This window comes from Agrococcus sp. SL85 (assembly GCF_026625845.1).
Lineage (GTDB): Bacteria > Actinomycetota > Actinomycetes > Actinomycetales > Microbacteriaceae > Agrococcus.
The window spans coordinates 447,951-468,144 of sequence record NZ_CP113066.1 but is presented as its reverse complement, the minus strand read 5'-3'; the positions used below and the strand labels follow the sequence as shown (position 1 = coordinate 468,144).

The 20,194-nt window shown below is 73.7% G+C and carries 21 protein-coding genes; 13 read left to right on the top strand and 8 right to left on the bottom strand.

What is annotated here, in order from left to right; all coding sequences use genetic code 11:
* The first annotated feature begins 2 nt into the window (after positions 1-2).
* From OVA14_RS02210 to OVA14_RS02185, 6 genes are all read left to right on the top strand, one after another.
* Positions 3-365 (top strand): YciI family protein, encoded by a 363-nt coding sequence (locus tag OVA14_RS02210; RefSeq protein WP_267504682.1) that lies wholly within the window; start codon positions 3-5, stop codon positions 363-365.
* A gap of 19 nt (positions 366-384) precedes the next feature.
* A complete protein-coding gene (locus tag OVA14_RS02205; RefSeq protein WP_267504681.1) occupies positions 385-1,680 on the top strand; it encodes an RNA polymerase sigma factor in 1,296 nt (431 codons plus the stop codon).
* Positions 1,681-1,801: 121 nt separating this feature from the next.
* On the top strand, positions 1,802-3,097 hold the full coding sequence (locus OVA14_RS02200; RefSeq protein ID WP_267504680.1) for an aminotransferase class V-fold PLP-dependent enzyme: 1,296 nt from the start codon (positions 1,802-1,804) through the stop codon (positions 3,095-3,097).
* Positions 3,094-3,537: a Fe-S cluster assembly sulfur transfer protein SufU gene (gene sufU, locus OVA14_RS02195; protein WP_267504679.1), complete on the top strand. Its 444-nt coding sequence runs from the start codon at positions 3,094-3,096 to the stop codon at positions 3,535-3,537. The genes OVA14_RS02200 and sufU overlap by 4 nt, the downstream gene beginning before the upstream one ends.
* 104 nt (positions 3,538-3,641) lie before the next feature.
* Entirely contained in the window at positions 3,642-4,631 is a 990-nt protein-coding gene (locus OVA14_RS02190; protein ID WP_267504678.1) for a bile acid:sodium symporter family protein, read from the top strand.
* A 73-nt stretch (positions 4,632-4,704) separates the two neighbouring features.
* Complete coding sequence (locus tag OVA14_RS02185) at positions 4,705-5,103, top strand: VOC family protein (protein WP_267504677.1); 399 nt, start codon at positions 4,705-4,707, stop codon at positions 5,101-5,103.
* A gap of 49 nt (positions 5,104-5,152) precedes the next feature.
* Here the strand turns inward: OVA14_RS02185 and OVA14_RS02180 are convergent, their stop codons facing one another.
* Positions 5,153-6,097, bottom strand: a complete 945-nt coding sequence (locus OVA14_RS02180; RefSeq protein WP_267504676.1) for a Bax inhibitor-1/YccA family protein — start codon at positions 6,095-6,097, stop codon at positions 5,153-5,155.
* Between the two features lie 188 nt (positions 6,098-6,285).
* Here OVA14_RS02180 and OVA14_RS02175 point away from each other — a divergent pair, with 188 nt between their 5' ends.
* Both OVA14_RS02175 and OVA14_RS02170 read left to right on the top strand, forming a co-directional pair.
* A complete protein-coding gene (locus OVA14_RS02175) occupies positions 6,286-7,311 on the top strand; it encodes a glycerophosphodiester phosphodiesterase family protein (RefSeq protein ID WP_324288031.1) in 1,026 nt (341 codons plus the stop codon).
* A 52-nt stretch (positions 7,312-7,363) separates the two neighbouring features.
* Positions 7,364-9,700 (top strand): ATP-dependent helicase, encoded by a 2,337-nt coding sequence (locus OVA14_RS02170; RefSeq protein WP_267505470.1) that lies wholly within the window; start codon positions 7,364-7,366, stop codon positions 9,698-9,700.
* A 36-nt stretch (positions 9,701-9,736) separates the two neighbouring features.
* Here OVA14_RS02170 and OVA14_RS02165 read toward each other — a convergent pair whose 3' ends face one another.
* The 6 genes from OVA14_RS02165 to OVA14_RS02140 all read right to left on the bottom strand — a co-directional run bounded on the left by OVA14_RS02165 (position 9,737) and on the right by OVA14_RS02140 (position 14,046).
* Positions 9,737-10,018 (bottom strand): DUF427 domain-containing protein, encoded by a 282-nt coding sequence (locus OVA14_RS02165; protein WP_267504675.1) that lies wholly within the window; start codon positions 10,016-10,018, stop codon positions 9,737-9,739.
* A gap of 61 nt (positions 10,019-10,079) precedes the next feature.
* Positions 10,080-10,250: a hypothetical protein gene (locus OVA14_RS02160; protein ID WP_267504674.1), complete on the bottom strand. Its 171-nt coding sequence runs from the start codon at positions 10,248-10,250 to the stop codon at positions 10,080-10,082.
* 64 nt (positions 10,251-10,314) lie between these two features.
* Positions 10,315-10,692, bottom strand: coding sequence for a glyoxalase superfamily protein (locus tag OVA14_RS02155; protein ID WP_267504673.1), 378 nt, complete (start codon positions 10,690-10,692; stop codon positions 10,315-10,317).
* A 104-nt stretch (positions 10,693-10,796) separates the two neighbouring features.
* A complete protein-coding gene (locus OVA14_RS02150) occupies positions 10,797-12,467 on the bottom strand; it encodes a tripartite tricarboxylate transporter permease (RefSeq protein WP_267504672.1) in 1,671 nt (556 codons plus the stop codon).
* Positions 12,467-12,940 carry a tripartite tricarboxylate transporter TctB family protein gene (locus tag OVA14_RS02145; RefSeq protein ID WP_267504671.1) on the bottom strand — a complete coding sequence of 158 codons (474 nt, stop codon included), beginning with the start codon at positions 12,938-12,940 and terminating at the stop codon, positions 12,467-12,469. The genes OVA14_RS02150 and OVA14_RS02145 overlap by 1 nt, the downstream gene beginning before the upstream one ends.
* Positions 12,941-13,011: 71 nt before the next feature.
* Positions 13,012-14,046, bottom strand: a complete 1,035-nt coding sequence (locus OVA14_RS02140; RefSeq protein WP_267505469.1) for a Bug family tripartite tricarboxylate transporter substrate binding protein — start codon at positions 14,044-14,046, stop codon at positions 13,012-13,014.
* 194 nt (positions 14,047-14,240) lie between these two features.
* On the opposite strand from OVA14_RS02140, the gene OVA14_RS02135 reads away from it, so the two are divergent.
* The 3 genes from OVA14_RS02135 to OVA14_RS02125 are packed head-to-tail and all read left to right on the top strand — an operon-like array spanning position 14,241 to position 17,151.
* Entirely contained in the window at positions 14,241-15,845 is a 1,605-nt protein-coding gene (locus OVA14_RS02135) for an ATP-binding protein (protein ID WP_267504670.1), read from the top strand.
* Entirely contained in the window at positions 15,842-16,612 is a 771-nt protein-coding gene (locus OVA14_RS02130) for a response regulator transcription factor (protein ID WP_267504669.1), read from the top strand. The genes OVA14_RS02135 and OVA14_RS02130 overlap by 4 nt, the downstream gene beginning before the upstream one ends.
* Positions 16,609-17,151, top strand: a complete 543-nt coding sequence (locus tag OVA14_RS02125) for a DM13 domain-containing protein (RefSeq protein ID WP_267504668.1) — start codon at positions 16,609-16,611, stop codon at positions 17,149-17,151. The genes OVA14_RS02130 and OVA14_RS02125 overlap by 4 nt, the downstream gene beginning before the upstream one ends.
* Positions 17,152-17,193: 42 nt before the next feature.
* Here OVA14_RS02125 and OVA14_RS02120 read toward each other — a convergent pair whose 3' ends face one another.
* Entirely contained in the window at positions 17,194-17,916 is a 723-nt protein-coding gene (locus OVA14_RS02120; RefSeq protein WP_267504667.1) for a VIT1/CCC1 transporter family protein, read from the bottom strand.
* A 188-nt stretch (positions 17,917-18,104) separates the two neighbouring features.
* Here OVA14_RS02120 and sucC point away from each other — a divergent pair, with 188 nt between their 5' ends.
* Positions 18,105-19,271 carry an ADP-forming succinate--CoA ligase subunit beta gene (gene sucC, locus OVA14_RS02115; protein WP_267504666.1) on the top strand — a complete coding sequence of 389 codons (1,167 nt, stop codon included), beginning with the start codon at positions 18,105-18,107 and terminating at the stop codon, positions 19,269-19,271.
* A gap of 15 nt (positions 19,272-19,286) precedes the next feature.
* Positions 19,287-20,186, top strand: a complete 900-nt coding sequence (sucD, locus tag OVA14_RS02110) for a succinate--CoA ligase subunit alpha (protein WP_188715914.1) — start codon at positions 19,287-19,289, stop codon at positions 20,184-20,186.
* The last annotated feature ends 8 nt before the right edge of the window (positions 20,187-20,194 follow it).

Below are 20,194 nucleotides of genomic sequence, written 5' to 3'. Positions count from 1 at the left end.
CCGTGCGCTTCCTGCTCGTCATGCGGGACGAGGACGTCGCGGCGATCGATCGCCGCGACGCCCCGTTCGAGGCGATGCTCGCCGCGATGGGCGCCTACAACGCCGCGATGTCGGAGGCGGGCGTGCTCGTGGCCGCCGAGGGCCTGGCCGAGCCCGAGGCCGGCGTCGTCGTCGACTTCTCGGCCGATCCGCCGCTCGTGACCGACGGCCCCTACGGCGAGACGAAGGAGCTCTTCAACGGCTTCTGGATCGTCGACGTCGCCGATCAGGCGGAGGCCGCGCGGTGGGCCGCGCGGGCGCCGCTCGGCCCCGGCACGAAGCTCGAGATCCGCCGCATGCACACCGAGGCGGACCTGCAGCGGTGACCGCCCGGAGCCTCCAGCGGTGACGACGCAGCGCGACGACGCGCGCCGGGCGGAGTCCGCCCGGCGCGCCGTCGTCGCCGTCTGGCGCATCGAGGCCGCGAAGATCGTCGCGGTGCTCACGCGCTACACGCGCGACTTCGCGCTCGCCGAGGACCTCGCGCAGGAGGCGCTCGCCGAGGCGCTCGAGCAGTGGCCGGTGCGGGGCGTGCCCCGCAACGGCGCCGCCTGGCTCACCCAGGTCGGCAAGCGTCGCGCCGTGGACCACTGGCGCAGGCAGGAGCGCTACGCCGACCGCCTCGCCGCGCTCGGCCACGACCTCGAGCGGGAGCAGGACGAGGCGGCCGACGCCGTGCCGTGGGATCCCGACGCGATCGACGACGACGTCCTCCGGCTCGTGTTCACCGCGTGCCACCCGCTGCTGCCGCAGCAGGCGCAGGTGGCGCTCACGCTCCGCGTCGTCGGCGGCCTCGAGACCGCCGAGATCGCCCGTGCCTTCCTCGTGCCCACCGCCACGCTCCAGCAGCGCATCGTGCGGGCGAAGGCGGCGCTCGCCGAGGCGGGCGTGCCCTTCGAGACGCCCGCGCGCGCCGAGCGCCCGGCCCGGCTCGCTGCCGTGCTCGGCGTGCTCTACCTGATCTTCACCGAGGGCCACGCGGCCACGGAGGGCGAGGACTGGATGCGGCCCGACCTCGCGCGCGAGGCGGTGCGGCTGGCGCGCATCCTCGCCGCGCTGCAGCCGGAGGAGCCCGAGGCGCACGGCCTCCTCGCGCTGCTCGAGCTCACCGCCGCCCGCTTCCCCGCACGCGTCGACGCCGCGGGCGAGCCCGTGCTGCTCGCCGACCAGGACCGCCGGCGCTGGGACCGCGGAGCGATCCGCCGCGGCCGCGCCGCGCTGCGCCGCGCCGAGTCCTTCGGGCGCGGCCTCGGCGCCTACGGGCTGCAGGCCGCGATCGCGGAGTGCCACGCGGTCGCGCCGGGCGTCGAGGCCACCGACTGGGCCCGCATCGTCGCCGCCTACGAGGGGCTCGAGCGGCTGCGGCCCTCGCCCGTGGTGGCGCTCAACCGCGCCGTCGCCGTCTCGATGGCCTCGGGGCCCGGCTTCGGGCCCGCAGCGGCCCTCGCGATCGTCGAGGGGCTCGCGGGCGAGCAGGCGCTCGCCGCCTCGCACCTGCTGCCCTCGGTGCGCGGCGAGCTGCTCGCGCGGCTCGGGCGCGACGACGAGGCGGCCGAGGCCTTCGGCGAGGCGGCTCGACGGGCGCGGAACGCGCGCGAGCGCGCCGTGCTGCTCGCCCGGGCCGCCTCGCCCCGCGGCTGAGCCCTGCGGCTGAACCCTGCGGCCGCACGATGACGCCCGTGCCGGCGCGGGCGGGAGCGGGTAGCGTGGAAGGTCGGGATCGGCCTCGCGCCGACGACCGCAGGGCATCGAGGGGAGCGGCATGTCGATCGAGCAGCAGGCGCCGACGGGGGCGCTCGACGCCGAGCGGCTGGCGGCGATCCGCGCCGACTTCCCGATCCTCGCCGCCGAGCCCGCCGGAATGCCCCTCGTCTACCTCGACTCCGGCGCCACGAGCCAGCAGCCCCGGCAGGTGCTCGACGCCGAGTGGGCCTTCCGCACCGGCCGCAACGCCGCCGTGCATCGGGGCGCGCACACGCTCGCCGCGCTCGCGACCGACGACTACGAGAGCGCCCGCGAGCGCATCGCACGCCTCGTCGGCGCGCACCCCGACACCGTCTCGTGGGCGATGAACGCGACGGACGCGCTCAACGAGGTCGCGCTCTCGCTCGCGGAGGCCAACCGCGCCGCCGCCGTCGACCCGCGCCTGCGCATCGGGGCGGGCGACGAGATCCTCGTCACCGAGGCCGAGCACCACGCCAACCTGCTGCCCTGGCAGCGCCTCGCCGACGAGACCGGCGCCACGTTGCGCTGGATCGCCGTCGACGACGACGGCGTCTGGACGGCGGAGGACGCCGCGGCCGCCATCACCGAGCGCACGCGCCTCGTGGCGATCGCGCACGTCTCGAACGTCACGGGCCTCGTCGCGCCCGTCGACGCGATCGTCGCCGCCGCCCGAGCGCACGGCGCGCTCGTCGTGCTCGACGCGTGCCAGTCGGTGCCGCACCGCCCGGTCGACCTCGCGGGCCTCGGCGTCGACGCCGCCGCGTTCAGCGGCCACAAGATGCTCGGCCCCGGCGGCGTCGGCGTGCTCTACCTGCGCCCCGAGCTGGCCGCGGCGCTGCCGCCCGCGCGCGTCGGCGGCTCGATGATCACGACCGTGACGATGACCGAGCGCGAGTTCCTGCCCGCGCCGCAGCGCTTCGAGGCCGGCACGCAGCCGGTCTCGGCCATCGTCGGCCTCGCCGCGGCCGCCGACTACCTGGAGGCCGTGGGGCTCGCGGCCATCGACGCGCACGAGCTCGCGCTCGGCCAGCGACTCGCCGCAGGGGTCGTGAGCATCCCGGGCGTCCGCCTCGTGGGCCCGCGCCCGGGGGAGGAGCGGGCCGGGCTCGCGAGCGTCGTCGTCGACGGCGTGCACGCCCACGACGTCGGCCAGGTGCTCGACGCCCAGGGCATCGCGGTGCGCGTCGGCCACCACTGCGCGCAGCCGCTGCACCGCCGGCTCGGCGTCGCGGCCACCACCCGCGCCTCCGCCTACCTCTACACGACCGAGGCCGAGGTCGACCGCTTCCTCGACGTCCTCTCGGGCGTCCGCGACTACTTCGGAGCACGATGAGCGACCCGCTGGCCGGCCTCTACCAGGAGCTGATCCTCGAGCACGCGAAGCGTCGCGAGGGCGAGGGGCTCATCGACCCCTTCGACGCCGAGCGCTTCCTCCGCAACCCCACGTGCGGCGACGAGATCCGACTGCGCGTGCGCGTCGAGGACGGCCGGATCGCGGCGCTCGGCTGGGAGGGCCAGGGCTGCTCGATCTCGCAGGCCTCGGCCTCCGTGCTCTCGGAGGAGGCGCCGGGGCTCGCGGTGGCGGAGGCGCGCGAGCGCATCGAGGCGCTCCGCGAGCTGCTGCGCTCGCGCGGCGCTGCGGAGCCCGACGAGCAGCTGCTCGGCGACGCGGTCGCCTTCGCGGGCGTCGCGAGGTTCCCGATGCGCGTGAAGTGCGCGATGCTCGCGTGGGTCGCGCTCGAGGAGGCCCTGCTGGAGGCCGAGGCGCGCTGACGCGGGGCGGCGCTCGCCGCTCGGCGTGCCCCGGTCGTCGCGCCCGTGGCGGGTGCCGCATGCTGGACCTGCTGGGATGGGACACATCCCCGAGGAGGTCAGACATGTCCAGCACGTCCGCAGGCGAGCGCGCGAGCCGCGTCGCAGGCACCTGGTTCCCGCTCGTCGTGCTCGCGGCCGGCGCGGTCGCGATCGCCGTGCCGCAGGTGTTCCTGCCGATCGGCCCGTGGATCACGCTGCTGCTCGGCGTCATCATGCTCGGCATGGGGCTCACCCTGCAGCCGGTCGACTTCGCCGTCATCGCCAGGAAGCCCTTCGCGTTCGTGGTCGGCGTGGTCGCGCAGTTCGTCATCATGCCGCTCGCCGCGATCGGGCTCGCGCTCGCGTTCCAGCTGCCGCCGGAGCTGCTCGTGGGCGTCGTGCTCGTGGGCGCGGCGCCTGGCGGCACGGCCTCGAACGTCATGGTCTACCTCGCGAAGGGCGACACCGCGCTCTCGGTCGCGATGACGACCGCCTCGACCCTGCTCGCGCCGGTGCTGACGCCGCTGCTCGTGCTCTGGCTGGCCGGCTCCTACCTGCCCGTCGACCCGTGGGCGCTCTTCCAGTCGATCATCCTCATCGTGCTCGTGCCGGTCGTCGCAGGGGTGCTGCTGCGTCGCCTGCTGCCGCGGCTCGTCGAGCGAGTGCTGCCCTGGCTGCCGCTCGTCTCGGTGGTCGGGATCGCGCTCGTGGTGCTCGCGGTGGTCGCCGGCAGCGCCTCCGCGATCCTCTCGGTGGGGCTGCTCGTGGCGCTCGTCGTGATCCTGCACAACGCCATCGGCTTCGGCCTCGGCTTCCTCGCCGCGAGGGCCGTGGGGCTCGACGCGAGCGCCCGGCGGGCCGTGGCGATCGAGGTGGGCATGCAGAACTCCGGGCTCGCGGCCGGGCTCGCGAAGGCCCACTTCAGCCCCGAGGCCGCGCTGCCCGCGGCGATCTTCTCGGTCTGGCACAACGTCTCGGGCTCGCTGCTCGCGGCGCTCTGGTCGCGGCGCCCGCCGCGCGACGCCGCGCCCGCGGCGGCGGCCGATCCGGCCGAGGCGCCCGCCGCCTCGTAGCCCCGCGCACCTCCGCTCGGCGGGGCGTGGGCGGGGGAGCGTACGGTGTCGGCATCCGACCGAGGAGGCACCGATGCCGCTGCGCTGGTACACGAACGTGATCGAGACGACCGACACCGCGAGGCTCGCTGCCTTCTGGCGCGACGCCCTCGACTGGCAGATCGTCCACGACACCCGGGACGAGGTCGTGGTGATCCCGCGGTGGGCCGAGGAGCTGCTGCCGAAGCTCTCGTTCGAGCAGGTGCCTCCGGGCCTCGTCTTCGTGCGGGTCGACCACGAGAAGCGCACGAAGAACCGCCTCCACATGGATCTCGCGCCCCACACGGGCGACGACCGCGAGGCCGAGATCGCCCGGCTCGAGGCGCTCGGGGCCACCCGCATCGACGTCGGCCAGGGCCCCGACGTGTCCTGGACGGTGCTCGCCGACATCGACGGCAACGAGTTCTGCGTGCTCTCGAGCCGCGAGCGGTGATCGCACGACGAAGGCCCCCGGCAGCAGCCGGGGGCCTTCGTCGTGGCGGCTAGTTGTTGCTGCGGAAGATCGCGATGATGCGCAGGATCTCGACGTAGAGCCAGATGATCGTCATCGTGATGCCGAAGGCGGCCGACCAGCCGTACTTCTTGTCGACGCCGCGCTTCACGCCGTTCTCGACGCCCTCGAAGTCCATGACGAGCGAGTAGGCGCCGAGCACCACGGCGAGGACGCCGAGGATGAGGCCCAGCGGGATGCCGAAGATCTCCTGCGAGCGCAGGCCCCAGGGGTCCTGGTTCACGCCCGTCAGCATGAGCACGAAGTTCACGAGCGAGAACAGCGTGTAGCCGATGATCAGGATGAAGAAGATCTTGTTCGCCCGGGGCGACGTGCGGAAGATCCGGAAGGCGTAGCCTGCGAGCGTCACGCCGAAGACGCACGCGGTGGCCAGCAGGGCCTGGAAGATGATGCCCGAGAACCCTGCCCCGAACTCCATGAGGCCCGAGAACCCGCCGAGGAAGAAGCCCTGCGCGAGGCCGTAGGCCAGCACGAGCGCCGGCACCGGCTCCTTCTTGAAGATGTTGACGAGCGCGAGCACGAAGCCCACGAGCGCGCCGCCGTAGGTGAGCAGGTAGAAGGCCGCCGAGGTGCCCGTGAAGAGCAGCATGCCGAGCGTGATGACGAAGCCGATCGCGGTCACGCCGAGCGTGCCGACGGTCTTCATGATCACGCCGTCGTAGGTGAGGCGCTCGGTCTCGAGCGGGGTCTGCTGGCCGTAGCCCTGCTGCTGGCCGAACTGCTGCGGCTGCTGGCCGTAGGGGGCCTGGCCGTAGGCCTGCTGCTGGCCGAACTGGGGGGCCTGCGGGGCCTGGCCGTAGGGCTGCTGGCCGTAGGCCTGCTGCTGGCCGAACTGCGGGGCCGGGGGCGCGGCCTGAGCGGCTCGCCGCGGGTTCGACGTGAACGCGGGCGAGTTGCTGAACGCCGGGTTTGCCAAGGGGATCGCTCCTCAGGAAGTGATGGGTGCCCCGCCATGGCGGCGGTGCCAGGCCAGGATAGCGGCAGGACCCCTTGATTCCCCTGTGATCGCGGGCCCGTTCGCCTGCGGCGCACGCCGCCTCTGCGGCGTCCGGATGGCCGCCCGGCCGTCACCTCGCGGCCACCTGCGCCCCCTAGCCTGCCCTCGTGACCGACACGCGACTCATCGCCCACCGCGGCGCCTCCGGCTGGGCGCCCGAGCACACCGAGACCGCCATCCGCCTCGCCGCGCGGCTCGGGGCCGACGCGGTGGAGCCCGATCTCGTCGCGAGCCGCGACGGCGTGCTCGTCGTGCGCCACGACGTCGAGCTCGGCGAGACCACCGACATCGCCGATCGGCCCGAGCTCGCCGATCGCCGCACCACCCGCGCGGTCGACGGCCACGAGGTCACCGGCTGGTTCGCCCAGGACCTCGACTGGGCGGAGATCGCGACGCTCCGCGCGCGCGAGCGGCTGCCGCTGCTGCGGCCGCTGAGCGCGACGCGCGACGGCCGCGATCCCGTGCTGCGGCTGGAGGACCTGCTGCGCATCGCCGACGAGGAGGGCCTCGACGTCGTCGCCGAGCTCAAGCACGCCGCGCACCACGAGGCCATCGGGCTGCCGCTCGACGCGCTGCTCGCGGAGGCGCTCGCCGGCGCTGCGAGGGCTGGGACCGCGTGGTCGGGCAGCGGCCGGCTCGTGCTCGAGAGCTTCGAGGAGTCGGCCCTGCACCGGTGCCGCGAGCGCGGCATCGACGCGCGCCTCGTCTACCTCATGGGGCGCGAGGGCGCCGCCGCCGACCTGCCGGCGGGGGGCCCGAGCCTACGCCGAGCAGCGCGCGGATGCGGCGCTCGCGGCGCTCGCCGGCCGCGTCGACGCGATCTCGGTCGACAAGACGGCGCTCTTCGACCGCGTCGAGGGCAGCCTCGTCACCGCCGACCTCGTCGAGCGCGCCTCAGCTGCGGGCCTGGGAACGATCGCCTGGACCCTGCGGCCCGAGAACGCCTTCCTCGAGTCCGAGCTGCGGCTCGGCGAGCACCCGGCGGCGTGGGGCGACTGGACGACGGAGTGGCGCATGCTCGCGGGCCTCGGCCTCGAGGCCGTCTTCTGCGACCACCCGGACCTCTGGCGCCGCATCGCCTGATCGCCGAGGCCCGCGCCGCCGCGGCACGGCGCGTGGGCGGCCGCGCCTAGGATCGGTGCAGTGAGCGATCTGTGGGGACTGGGCGACGAAGGCTTCCAAGACGTGCAGCGGCCGACGCCCATCGGGCCGCGCGGCGACACGATCCCCGAACACCTGCTCGCAGGCATGAACCCGCCGCAGCGCGAGGCGGTCGAGCACCGCGGCCCCGCCCTCCTCATCGTCGCGGGCGCCGGCTCGGGCAAGACCCGGGTGCTGACGCACCGCATCGCCGGCCTCCTCGCCACCCGCGAGGCGTGGCCGAGCCAGATCCTCGCGATCACCTTCACGAACAAGGCGGCCGGCGAGATGCGCGAGCGCGTCGAGCACCTCGTGGGGGAGGAGTCGCGGGGCATGTGGATCTCGACGTTCCACTCCGCGTGCGTGCGCATCCTGCGCCGCGAGGCCGAGCAGTTCGGCTTCAAGCAGTCGTTCACCATCTACGACTCGGGCGACGTGCGCGCGCTCGTGAAGCGCCTCATCAAGGAGCGCGGCGCCGACATCCAGGGCCTCACGCCCGGCGGCGTCGCGGCGCGCATCTCGAAGGCCAAGAACGAGCTGCACGACGCCGACTCGTGGGCGCGCACCGCCAACCTCGAGAACCCGCTCGACGCGGCGTTCCTCGAGCTCTGGCGCGACTACGACGCCGAGCTGCGCCGCGCGAACGCCTTCGACTTCGACGACCTCATCGGCCAGACGGTGTTCCTGCTGCGCGCGTTCCCGCAGGTCGCCGCCCAGTACCGCAAGCGCTTCCGGCACATCCTCGTCGACGAGTACCAGGACACGAACGCCGCCCAGTACGCGCTCATCCGCGAGCTCACGCGGCCCGTGGCGCGCCACGAGCTGCCCGACCTCCGCGGCGACCTCGAGGGCGCGTCGCTCACCGTCGTCGGCGACTCCGACCAGTCGATCTACGCCTTCCGCGGCGCCGACATCCGCAACATCACCGAGTTCGAGCGCGACTTCCCGGGCGCGCGCGTGATCCTGCTCGAGCAGAACTACCGCTCGACGCAGACGATCCTCTCGGCCGCGAACGCCGTGATCGGCAACAACTTCGACCGGCGCGAGAAGCGGCTCTGGACCGATCAGGGCGACGGCGAGCGCATCATCGGCTTCACCGGCTACTCCGGCCACGACGAGGCGCAGTTCGTCGCCGACGAGATCGTCGAGCTCACCTCCGGCGGCATGGCCTACAGCGACGTCGCCGTGTTCTACCGCACGAACGCGCAGACGCGCGCGCTCGAGGAGGTGCTCATCCGCTCGGCGATCCCCTACAAGGTGATCGGCGGCACGAAGTTCTACGAGCGGGCCGAGATCAAGGACGCGATGGCGTACCTCATCACGGTCGCGAACCCCGACGACGGCCTGAGCCTCCGCCGCATCATGAACGTGCCGCGGCGCGGCATCGGCCCGGCGACGGAGGCCGCCCTGCAGGCCTTCGCCGACGAGCAGGGCGTGAGCCTGCGCGAGGCGATGCGCCGGGTGGGCGAGATCGCGCTCGGCCCCAAGGTCGCCGCGGCGATCACCGACCTCGCCGCGCTGCTCGACGGCTGGACCGCCCAGCCCGAGGCCGATCCGGGCGAGGTGCTCCGCGACCTCATGAGCCGCTCCGGCTACACCGACCAGCTGCGCCGCTCGCCCGACCCGCAGGACGCCGCGCGGCTGGAGAACGTGGAGGAGCTCGTGGCCGTGGCGCGCGAGTTCCGCCGCCAGAACCCCGCGGGCACGCTCCTCGACTTCCTCACCGAGACCGCGCTCGTCGCGGCGGCGGACGAGCTCGACGACTCCGGCGGGCAGGTCTCGCTCATGACCCTCCACACCGCGAAGGGCCTCGAGTTCGACGCCGTGTTCATCACGGGCATCGAGGAGGAGCTGCTGCCGCATCGCATCGCGGCCATGGAGCCCGGCGGCCCCGCCGAGGAGCGCCGGCTCTTCTACGTGGGCATCACGCGCGCCCGCAAGCGCCTGCACCTCTCGCTCGCCATGACCCGCGCGCAGTTCGGCGAGGTCAACCCCGCCGCGCCCAGCCGCTTCCTCGAGGAGATCCCGGCCGAGCTCATCGACTGGCGCACCCCGCCCACGGCCGTGCGGCAGAGCCCGCAGCGCGCGCTCGGCAGCCGCTGGTCGGATGCGCCGCGCGAGCAGTTCGTCACGGGCTACCGCGACCCGAAGCCGCTGCCGGCGGGGCGGCCGAAGGGCGCCTTCGCGAACACGATCACCGAGGTGCGCGACAACTCCGCGATGGAGCTCGCGCCCGGCGACCGCATCCGCCACAAGGACTTCGGCGAGGGCCGGGTCGAGACGGTGACGGGCGCCGGCGCGAAGCGCATCGCCGAGGTGCGCTTCGAAGGGGCAGGCCGCAAGCGCCTGCTCATCAAGATCGCGCCGATCGAGAAGCTGTAGCCGCCGGGCGCACCGGCGCCCGGCGGTCGCGTCCGCTCAGGCGCTGACCGAGATCCGGGGGTCGAAGGCGATGCGGCCCGCGATCTCCTTCGCGGCGTCCTTCGGCTCCGGGTACGACCAGGCGCCGTCCTCGAGCCGCTCGCCGTCGACCACGACGTGGAAGTAGACGGCATCGCCCTTCCAGGGGCAGGTGTACTCGGTCGGGCTCGGCTCGAGCTCGGCCGTCACCGCGTCGCGGGGGAAGTAGTGGTTGCGCTCCACGACGACGGTGTCGTCGGAGGATGCGATCGTTCGGTCGTGCCAGGTCGCCTGTGCCATGGCGGCACGCTACGCCCGCGACCTGTGCGCGAGGCAGGGCGCGGGCGGGAGCTCGCCTCGGTCAGAAGGTCGGGAGGAGCGCGAACGCCGCGAGCGTCACGAGCGCGACCACGATGATGAGCGGCCGGAAGCGGCGCGCCATCGTGCGCGGCGGTCGGCCGTCGTCGAAGCGCTCGAGCTCGGGGTCGAGCTCCGGCGGGATCCGCTCTCGGTCGTGCATGCCCTGCTGCATGCCTCCACCCTCCCATCCCGGTGCCGCCGACGGGAAGCGCCGCGGCGTCGCGGCGGGCGACCGGTCAGGCCACGCCGAAGTCGGGCAGCTGCTGGAAGGTCCAGCGGTTGCCGTCGGGATCGGCGATCGTCACGAACCGGCCCCAGGCCAGCTCCTCGACCTCGCCCGCGTCGACGCCCGCGGCGGTGAGGGCCGCGTGGAGCGCATCCGCGTCGTCGACGACGAGCTGGACGCTGCGGAGCGTCCCCGGCTCGTCGTCGGAGATGCCCTCGCCGAACGCGATCGAGCAGGCGGAGCCGGGCGGCGTCACCTGCACGAAGCGCAGCTCGTCGCTCACGCGCTGGTCGTGGTCGGCGTGCCAGCCCAGCCGGTCGACGAAGAAGGCCTTCGCCCGATCGGCGTCGGCCACGGGCACGAAGATGAGCTCGATCCGCTGGTCCACGGTTCCCTCCCGATCCGGCGGTCGCCGTCGACCGCCGCGCCCGACGCTACGCCGGGTCGCCGACATGCGGGCGGGGGAGGCGCTCGCCTCCCCCGCCCGCACGGTCACTCGCTCCCGGCTCCCGGCCCCCCGGGCGGGTTCGAACCGTCGCGTCGCACCCTCGGCATGGCCTCCGTGGAGAGGCGCCCGCGGTCGGGCTCGGGGTGCGGCTCGTGCGACTCGATCTCCTCGTCGAGCGCGGCGATCGCGATCGTGTCGACGGGCGGCAGCTGCGCCTCGTAGCGCGCGCGGCGCCGCTTCAGCCACAGCGCGAGCACCACGATCACGATCATGAGCCCGTAGGCGACGATCGCGAACGGCGAGTGCACCAGGTAGCCGGGGTCGCCCTGGCCGATCTGCATGGCCTTCCGCAGCTGCTCCTCGGCCATCGGGCCGAGGATCGCGCCCACGACGAGCGGTGCGATGGGGAAGCCCTGGCGGCGCATGAAGAAGCCGAGCACGCCCAGCACGAGGATGACGCCGATGTCGAACACCGTGAAGTTCGCGGCGTAGGCGCCGAGCCCCGCGAAGGCGAGGATGCCGGCGTAGAGGTACGGCCGCGGGATCTGCAGCAGCTTCACCCACATGCCCACGAGCGGCAGGTTGAGCACGAGCAGCAGCACGTTGCCGATGTAGAGGCTCGCGATGAGCGCCCACACGAGCGCCGGCTGCGAGTCGAGCAGGCGCGGCCCGGGCTGCAGCCCGTACGACTGGAAGGCGGAGATGATGATCGCCGCCGTCGCCGAGGTGGGGATGCCGAGCGTCAGCAGCGGCACGAGCACGCCCGCGGCCGCCGCGTTGTTGGCGGCCTCCGGTCCCGCGACGCCCTCGATGGCACCGCGCCCGAACTGCTTCCGGTACTCCGGCTTCGCGAGGCTGCGCTCGGAGGCGTAGGAGAGGAAGGTGGCGACGTCGGCGCCGCCCGCGGGGATCGTGCCGATCGGGAAGCCGATCGCGGTGCCGCGCAGCCACGGCCGCCACGACCGCGCCCAGTCGGAGCGGCGCATCCAGGTGCGCCAGCCGCGCGTGATGGGGATGAGCGGGATCTCGCCGTTGCGGAGCCGCGAGCCCACGTAGAGCGCCTCACCGAGGGCGAAGAGGCCGACCGCCACGATGACGACGTCGATGCCGTCGCCCAGCTGCGGCACGCCGAACGTGAAGCGCGACTGGCCCGTGAGGGTGTCGACGCCGATGAGGCCGATGAAGAGGCCCACCGAGAGCGAGACCATGCCGCGCCACAGGCTGTCGCCCAGCAGCGCGCCGACCGTGAGGAACGCGATCACCATGAGCGCGAAGTAGTCGGCGGGTCCGAGGCCCACCGCGAGGCGCGCGATGGTCGGGGCGAGGAGCGTCAGCAGCACCGTCGCGATCGTGCCGGCGACGAAGGAGCCGATCGCGGCGGTCGCGAGCGCGGCGGCGCCGCGGCCCGCGCGGGCCATCTTGTTGCCCTCGAGCGCCGTGACGATCGAGGCCGACTCGCCGGGCGTGTTCAGCAGGATCGAGGTGGTCGATCCGCCGTACATGCCGCCGTAGTAGATGCCTGCGAAGACGATGAACGCCGCCGTCGGCTCGAGCGCGTACGTGATCGGCAGCAGCAGCGCCACCGTCATCGCCGGGCCGATGCCCGGCAGCACGCCCACGGCGGTGCCGAGCATGACGCCCAGCAGCGCGTAGAGCAGGTAGATCGGCTGCAGCGCCGTGGCGAAGCCGTCGAGCAGCAGGGAGAGCGTGTCCATCAGAGGCCGATCCAGGAGGTGAGGGTGCCGGTGATCGGCAGCGAGAGCCCCAGGAGCTCGCCGAAGACGAGCTGGGTGACGACGCCCAGGCCGAGGCCGATGAGCAGCGCGACCCACCAGCGCTTCGCGCCGAGCGCGAGCGACGAGCCCGCGAAGAGGATCGTGACGCCGAGCGGCCAGCCGAGCATCGGGATGGTGACGATGAGCGAGAGGAACGCGAGCACGACGATGCCCGTGGGCAGCCACGCGGTGCCGTGCTCGAGGTCGACGTCCTCGCCCTCGTCGGCGTGGCCGAAGCGGCCGCGCAGCTGCTGCACGAGCACGACGAGCGACGAGACGAGCATGAGGCCGCAGATGGCGTAGGGCACGACGCGCGCGCCCAGGCCGTTCGTGGATCCCGCGGGCTCGCGGATGGTGGTGGTGACGACGAGCATCGCGACCGACAGCACGACGAGGAGGCCGACGAAGGCCATGGCCTCGATGCGCGACGACCGCGACGACGCCGCCGGCGCACCCTGCTCGGGTGCGCCGGTCGGCGCCGCGGTCACTCGATCAGTCCGATCGTGCGCAGGGTCTCCTGCGTGCGGGTGATCTCCTCGCCGAGGAAGGCGTCGAAGTCGTCGCCGGCGACGAACGCGTCCGTCCAGCCCTTCTCCTCCACCTGGGCGGCCCACGCGTCGCTGTCGTGCAGCTGCGTCACGAGGTCGATGAGCGCGCTGCGCTCCTCGTCGGAGATGCCGCCGGGGGCGATGACGCCGCGCCAGTTCGTGATGGCGACGTCGATGCCCTCGTCCTGGATCGTCGGTACGTCGGGCAGCGCGGCCGCGGGCTCGGCGCTCGAGACCGCGAGGGCCCGGAGGTCGCCCGAGAGCACCGACTCCGAGAACTCGCCGACGCCCGAGATGCCGGCCTGCACGGTGCCGCCGAGCAGCATCGTGAGCGCCTCGCCGCCGCCGGAGTTCGGCACGTAGTTCAGCGTGGAGGGCACCTCGGCCGCGTCGACGCCCGCGTTCGTGAGCAGCAGGCCCGCGAGGATGTGGTCGATGCCGCCGGCGGAGCCTCCCGTGATCGTCACGGCCTGGCCCTGCTCGACGACCGCGTCGATGAGGTCCTGCAGCGTCTCGTACTCCGAGCTCGCGGGGACCACGACGACGAGCGGCTCCTCGGTCAGCTTCGCGATGGGCGTCATGTCCTCGATGCGCGTCTCGGACGCGTTCGTCTCGACGGCGCCGACCATGACGGAGCCCGTGACCATGAGGGTGTTGGGGTTCGTCTCGGTCGCGAGCGAGGCGAGGCCGACGGTGCCGCCGGCGCCGCCGATGTTCTCGACGGGGGCGGAGCCGACGAGGTCGGCCTCCGTGAGCGCGGCGCTCGCGGCGCGCGCCGTCTGGTCCCAGCCGCCGCCGGGGTCGGCGGGGGCGATGACGTCGACCGCCGTGATGGCGGCCGGCTCGCCGTCGCCGCCCGAGGGCTGCGAGCCGCCGGACGAGCAGGCGGCGAGCGCGAGGGCCGCCGCCCCCGCGACGCCGATGCGGACGATGGTCGGGATGCGCGTGCTGCGCGCGGTGCTGGGGTGCATGGATCGCACGTCTCCTCCTCGAGCGCCCGGCGACGGTGCCGGTGCGCGATCTGTGGGTCGACGCTAGGGCCGCCGTCGCCGCCGGGAGGCGTTGTGGTCGTTCCGGCCGTTTCGGTCGTTTCGGTCAGCGCCGGAGCACCCGGGATGCGCGTCGCGGCCGGGCCGGACCTACGATGAGCGGCGTGAGGAGAGCGATGAGGCTTCGCACCCAGCTGGTGCTGCTGCAGAGCGCCATCATGCTCCTCGTCATCCTCGGCACCGGCGTCGCGGCGGCCCTCATCCAGGAGCGCACGCTGCGCGACGCCTACCTCGACCGGATGATCGGCGTCGCCGAGTCGGTCGCGCAGCTGCCCTCCGTGCTCGACGCCTACGACGACCCCGATCCCTCGCGCGTCATCCAGCCGCTCGCCGAGACGCTGCGCATCGCCTCCGGCATGACCTACGTCGTGGTCACCGACCGCGACGGCATCCGCTTCTCGCACCCCAACCCCGACCTCATCGGGCAGCGCGTCTCGACCGAGCCGACCACCGCCGAGACCGGCGAGCGCTACGTCGGCACGCAGGAGGGCACGCTCGGCGTCTCGTGGCGCGCGAAGGTGCCCGTGCTCGGCGCCGACGGCGAGCTGCTCGGCCAGGTCTCGGTCGGCATCCTCGAGTCGGAGCTGCGCGCCGACTGGCTCGACGACATCTGGATCCTCGCGCTGTGCCTCGCCGTCGCGGCCGTGCTGGGCGTCGTGCTCGCGACCTGGGCGGCCGCCGTGGTGCGGCGCCGCATCCACGGCCTCGAGCCCGACGAGATCCGCTCGATGCTGGAGGTGCGCGACGCCACGCTGCACGGCATCGGCGAGGGGCTCGTGGTGCTCGACGAGCACGCCCGCATCGCGCTCTGCAACGACGCGGCGCTGCGGCTGCTCGGCCGGCCGGGCGAGGCCCTCGCGGGCACGCCGGTGGCCGAGGTGCTCGACGCGCCCGTCGACCCGCTGCTCGCCGACCCGGGCGAGCAGCAGCTCGTGCTCGCGGGCGAGCGCGTGCTCGTGGCGCGGGCCGACCCGGTGGTGGTCGACGGCCGCACCGTCGGCACCGTCCTCATCCTCCGCGACCGCACCGAGCTCGACGCCGCGCTCCGCGACCTCGCCGGCGCGCAGGGCATGACCGAGACGCTGCGGGCGCAGCAGCACGAGTTCGCCAACACGCTCCACACGCTCGGCGGGCTGCTCGAGCTCGGCGAGACGGAGGCCGCGATGCAGGTCCTGGAGCGCGCGGGCGCGGGCGGCGGCGCGCTCGCCGACGAGCAGGCCTCGGGCGTGCTCGAGCTCGAGGTCGCGGCGCTCCTGCTCGCGAAGCGCGCGCAAGCGCGCGAGCACGCGATCGACCTCCTGGTGGGCGAGGGCTCGCACCTGCGCCCCGCGCCCGGGGGCGACGCGGGCGACTGGGTGACGGTGCTCGGCAACCTCGTCGACAACGCCATCGACGCGGCGGCGACGCGGGTCGAGGTGCAGCTCGACGACCGCGACGGCCCGCGCGGCCGGGTCGTCGAGGTGAGGGTCGACGACGACGGCGAGGGCGTGCCCGAGGCCGAGCGCGCCGCGATCTTCGCGCTCGAGGTCTCGACCAAGGCGCATGCGGCAGGGCTCGCGCGCGGCTACGGCCTCACGCTCGTGCGCCGGGTCGTGGAGCGGCTCGGCGGCGAGGTGCGGGTCGAGCGCTCGCCGCTCGGCGGCGCCCGCTTCGTCGCGAGCCTCCCCGTGCCCGCGCGCGAGGCGGCGAGCGCCGGCTCAGGATCGGGGGAGGCGCGGTGAGGCCCTTGCGCGCGCTCGTCGTCGAGGACGACAAGGCCGTCGCGATCGTCACGCGCGGCTTCGTCGAGCGGCACGGCGCCTTCGTCGTCGCGGGTGAGGTGAGCACGGGCAGGGCGGCGCTCGAGGCGATCGAGGCCCTCCGCCCCGACCTCGTGCTGCTCGACGTGCACCTGCCCGACGCCTCCGGCATCGAGGTGCTGCGCGTCGCCCGCGCCCGCGGCTTCGGCGGCGAGGTCGTGGCCGTGACGGCCGCCCGCGACCTCGAGACCGTGCGCGCCGCGCGGGCCTTCGGCGTGCGGCACTACCTCGTGAAGCCCTTCGGCCTCGAGGCGATGCGCGAGCGCCTCGAGGCGATCCGGGCCGAGATCGTGCACGCCGAGGCGATCGGCGCGCGCCGGCTCGACCAGCGCGCCGTCGACGCGATGCTCCAGCCGAGCGAGCGGCCCAAGCAGGTGGCCACCTCGCAGCTCACGCTCGACCGCGTGGCGGCGCTGCTCGACGAGCTCGACGAGACGCTGAGCGCGGCCGAGGTGGGGGAGCGCCTGGGCATGTCGCGGGTGAGCGCGCGCCGCTACCTCGAGCGGCTCGTCGTCGACGGGCGCGCCGAGGTCGCCCCGCGCTACGGCGGCACGGGGCGGCCGGAGCCTGCGCTACAGCCCGCGGCGCTGACGGCGTACGCTGGGCATCGTCGGCGCGGTGGCCGGCGCAGAGGCCGGGCCGGAGGTCGAACATGGTCGAGCGACGTGGACCCGTGCGTCGTCGGGTGATCGCGGCGCTGCTCGTCGCGGGCGCGGCCGGGCTCGTGCTCGCCGGTGCGCTCTTCCAGCCGTGGCGGCTGCTCTACGACCAGCGCGTCGACGAGGCGGTCCCCTCCGCCGCCCCGACGCAGCCCGCCCCGTCGGCCGAGCCGTCGGGCGCAGGCGGACCGGCCGTGCAGCCCGCGCCCTCGGGCCCCGTCGAGCTCGCGAGCGGCGCTCTGATCCCGCACGAGCACCCGACGGAGGGCACCGCGCGCGTGCTGGAGCTCGAGGACGGCTCCCGCGTGCTCGTGCTCGACGAGCTCGCGACCGAGAACGGCCCCGACCTGCACGTCTGGCTCACCGACCAGCCCGTCGTCGAGGGGCGCGACGGCTGGTTCCTCTTCGACGACGGGGCCTGGACGTCGCTCGGTCCGCTCCGCGGCAACCTCGGCACCCAGCAGTACGCGATCCCCGACGACCTCGACCTCGCGACGATCACGAGCGTCTCGATCTGGTGCGAGCGCTTCGCGGTCTCGTTCGGCGCCGCGCCGCTCGACCTCGGCTGAGCCGGGCGATCGCGCGGCCTCCTCCCGCCGACAGCGGCCCCGTCAGTGCACGGGCGAGCCGAAGAGCGTGCCGATCGCGTAGGTGCCGACGAGCGCGAGCGTGCCGCCGATGAGCACCCGCACGGTGCCCAGGCGCTTGCCGGAGCCACCGATCCGGGCCGAGACGATGCCCGTGACGAGCAGCGCCACGAGCGTCGCGGCGGCGATCGGCCACGGCATCCAGGCGGTCGGTGCGAAGAGCGCCGCGAGCAGCGGCACGAGCGAGCCGAGCGTGAACGCCGCCGCCGAGGCGAAGGCCGCGGCCCACGGGTTGTTGAGGTCGTCGGGGTCGAGGCGGTACTCGACGTCGAGGTGCGAGCGCAGCTCGTCGTGCTCGGTGAGCTCGACGGCCACCTGGTGCGCCGTGCGCGGCGTGAGGCCGCGCAGCTCGTACATGTGGGCGAGCTGGTCGACCTGCCCCTCGGGGTCGGTGTCGAGCAGCGCGCGCTCGCGGCGGATGGCGGCGCGCTCCGAGTCGCGCTGCGACGAGACCGAGACGTACTCGCCGACGCCCATCGAGAAGGCGCCCGCCACGAGCGCGGCGAGGCCCGCGGTGAGGATGCCGCCGATGCCGGTGCCGGCGCCCGCGACGCCGACCATGAGGGCCGAGGTCGAGACGATGCCGTCGTTCGCGCCGAGCACGCCGGCGCGCAGCCAGTTCAGCTTCGCCGCGAGCGACTCGACCGGGCGCGGCAGGTCGGGCCGACGCTGCATCGCAGGATCCATGGTTCTTCCTCTCCGAGACCATGGTCGGCGGCCCGAACGGCGCGCGCAAGCAAGGCACGGCTCCGCGAAAGCCCGCAAGATCGCCGAATCTTCGCGGTTCGGGATTCCGAAACCGCCAGGGCGGGAGCGGCCGCGGGTCTAGGCTGGACGGCGGCGAATCCCCACCAAGACATCGATTGGATGACGCTTTGGATCTCTACGAGTACCAGGCAAGGGACCTGTTCGAGCAGCACGGCGTCCCCGTGCTGCGCGGCATCGTCGCCGACACCCCCGAGCAGGCAGAGGCTGCGGCCGCTGAGCTCGGCGGCGGCGTCGTGGTCGTGAAGGCACAGGTCAAGACCGGCGGACGAGGCAAGGCTGGCGGCGTCAAGCTCGCCAAGAGCCCCGCCGAGGCGAAGGAGGCCGCGGAGGCCATCCTCGGCCTCGACATCAAGGGCCACACCGTGCACCGCGTGATGGTGGCCGAGGGCGCGCAGATCGAGGAGGAGTACTACTTCTCGGTGCTGCTCGACCGCGCCAACCGCTCCTACCTCGCCATGTGCTCGTACGAGGGCGGCATGGAGATCGAGCAGCTCGCCGAGGAGCGCCCCGAGGCGCTCGCGAAGGTCGAGGTCGACCCCGCCGTCGGCATCGACGCCGCGAAGGCCGAGGAGATCGTGCGCGCCGCGAGCTTCCCCGAGGAGCTCGTGGCCAAGGTCGCGCCCGTGCTCGTGCAGCTCTACGGCGTCTTCGCCGGCGAGGACGCCACGCTCGTCGAGGTCAACCCGCTCGTGCGCACCGCCTCCGGCGACATCGTCGCGCTCGACGGCAAGATCACGCTCGACGAGAACGCCGGCTTCCGGCACGAGGCGCACGCCGCGCTCGAGGACAAGGCCGCGGCCGACCCGCTCGAGGCGAAGGCCAAGGAGTCCGACCTCAACTACGTGAAGCTCGAGGGCCAGGTCGGCATCATCGGCAACGGCGCGGGCCTCGTCATGTCGACGCTCGACGTCGTCGCCTACGCCGGCGAGCAGTTCGGCGGCGTCAAGCCCGCCAACTTCCTCGACATCGGCGGCGGCGCCTCGGCCGAGGTCATGGCCGCGGGCCTCGACGTCATCCTGAACGACGCCGACGTCAAGAGCGTCTTCGTCAACGTCTTCGGCGGCATCACCGCGTGCGACGCCGTCGCGAACGGCATCGTCAAGGCGCTCGAGATCCTGGGCGACGAGGCCTCGAAGCCGCTCGTCGTGCGCCTCGACGGCAACAACGTCGAGGAGGGTCGCCAGATCCTCGCCGACGCCGCGCACCCGCTGGTGACGGTCGTCGACACCATGGACGAGGCCGCGGCGAAGGCCGCCGAGCTGGCTGCGGCCTAAGGGAGCGAAGAGGACATGTCGATCTACCTCAACAAGGACAGCAAGGTCATCGTCCAGGGCATCACCGGCGGCGAGGGCTCGAAGCACACCGCCCGCATGCTCGCGGCCGGCACGCAGGTCGTGGGCGGCGTGAACGCCCGCAAGGCCGGCACGACCGTCTCGCACACCGCGAAGGACGGCTCGGCCGTCGAGCTGCCCGTCTTCGGCTCCGTCGCCGAGGCGATGGCCGAGACCGGCGCCGACGTCTCGATCGTCTTCGTGCCGCCGGCCTTCGCCAAGGACGCCGTCATCGAGGCCGTCGACGCGGGCATCGGCCTGCTCGTCGTCATCACCGAGGGCATCCCCGTGCAGGACTCCGCCGAGTTCTGGGCCCACGCGAAGGCCAAGGGCACGACCCGCATCATCGGCCCGAACTGCCCCGGCATCATCACGCCGGAGGAGTCGCTCGTCGGCATCACGCCCGCGAACATCACGGGCAAGGGCCCCATCGGCCTCGTCTCGAAGTCGGGCACGCTGACCTACCAGATGATGTTCGAGCTGCGCGACATCGGCTTCTCGACCGCCATCGGCATCGGCGGCGACCCGATCATCGGCACGACGCACATCGACGCGCTCGAGGCCTTCGAGGCCGACCCCGAGACGAAGGCGATCGTCATGATCGGCGAGATCGGCGGCGACGCGGAGGAGCGCGCGGCCGACTTCATCAAGGCGAACGTCACGAAGCCGGTCGTCGGCTACGTCGCGGGCTTCACGGCCCCCGAGGGCAAGACCATGGGCCACGCCGGCGCCATCGTCTCGGGCTCGTCGGGCACCGCCGAGGCGAAGAAGGTGGCCCTCGAGGCCGCCGGCGTCAAGGTCGGCAAGACGCCGTCGGAGACCGCCCGCCTCATGCGCGAGGTCATCGAGTCGCTCTGACGCGACCC